Genomic DNA, 1,317 nt, shown 5'->3' with positions numbered 1-1,317 from the left:
GGCCTACCAAGGCAACGATGCGTAGCCGACCTGAGAGGGTGATCGGCCACACTGGAACTGAGACACGGTCCAGACTCCTACGGGAGGCAGCAGTAGGGAATCTTCCGCAATGGACGAAAGTCTGACGGAGCAACGCCGCGTGAGTGATGAAGGTCTTCGGATCGTAAAGCTCTGTTGTTAGGGAAGAACAAATGTGTAAGTAACTGTGCACATCTTGACGGTACCTAACCAGAAAGCCACGGCTAACTACGTGCCAGCAGCCGCGGTAATACGTAGGTGGCAAGCGTTATCCGGAATTATTGGGCGTAAAGCGCGCGTAGGCGGTTTTTTAAGTCTGATGTGAAAGCCCACGGCTCAACCGTGGAGGGTCATTGGAAACTGGAAAACTTGAGTGCAGAAGAGGAAAGTGGAATTCCATGTGTAGCGGTGAAATGCGCAGAGATATGGAGGAACACCAGTGGCGAAGGCGGCTTTCTGGTCTGCAACTGACGCTGATGTGCGAAAGCGTGGGGATCAAACAGGATTAGATACCCTGGTAGTCCACGCCGTAAACGATGAGTGCTAAGTGTTAGGGGGTTTCCGCCCCTTAGTGCTGCAGCTAACGCATTAAGCACTCCGCCTGGGGAGTACGGTCGCAAGACTGAAACTCAAAGGAATTGACGGGGACCCGCACAAGCGGTGGAGCATGTGGTTTAATTCGAAGCAACGCGAAGAACCTTACCAAATCTTGACATCCTTTGACCGCTCTAGAGATAGAGTTTTCCTCTTCGGAGGACAAAGTGACAGGTGGTGCATGGTTGTCGTCAGCTCGTGTCGTGAGATGTTGGGTTAAGTCCCGCAACGAGCGCAACCCTTAAGCTTAGTTGCCATCATTAAGTTGGGCACTCTAGGTTGACTGCCGGTGACAAACCGGAGGAAGGTGGGGATGACGTCAAATCATCATGCCCCTTATGATTTGGGCTACACACGTGCTACAATGGACAATACAAAGGGCAGCGAAACCGCGAGGTCAAGCAAATCCCATAAAGTTGTTCTCAGTTCGGATTGTAGTCTGCAACTCGACTACATGAAGCTGGAATCGCTAGTAATCGTAGATCAGCATGCTACGGTGAATACGTTCCCGGGTCTTGTACACACCGCCCGTCACACCACGAGAGTTTGTAACACCCGAAGCCGGTGGAGTAACCATTTGGAGCTAGCCGTCGAAGGTGGGACAAATGATTGGGGTGAAGTCGTAACAAGGTAGCCGTATCGGAAGGTGCGGCTGGATCACCTCCTTTCTAAGGATATATACGGAATTATCACCTAAGGTGATAA

The 1,317-nt window shown here is 51.5% G+C and carries 1 rRNA gene; it reads left to right on the top strand.

What is annotated here, in order from left to right:
- A 16S ribosomal RNA gene (locus tag HHH54_RS10860) occupies positions 1–1,280 on the top strand; the annotation flags it as partial.
- Positions 1,281–1,317 lie beyond the last annotated feature (37 nt).

Source organism: Staphylococcus canis (genome assembly GCF_016238445.1).
Classification (GTDB): domain Bacteria; phylum Bacillota; class Bacilli; order Staphylococcales; family Staphylococcaceae; genus Staphylococcus; species Staphylococcus canis.
The sequence above is the reverse complement of the archived record's forward strand: the minus strand, read 5'-3'. Positions and strand labels throughout refer to the sequence as shown.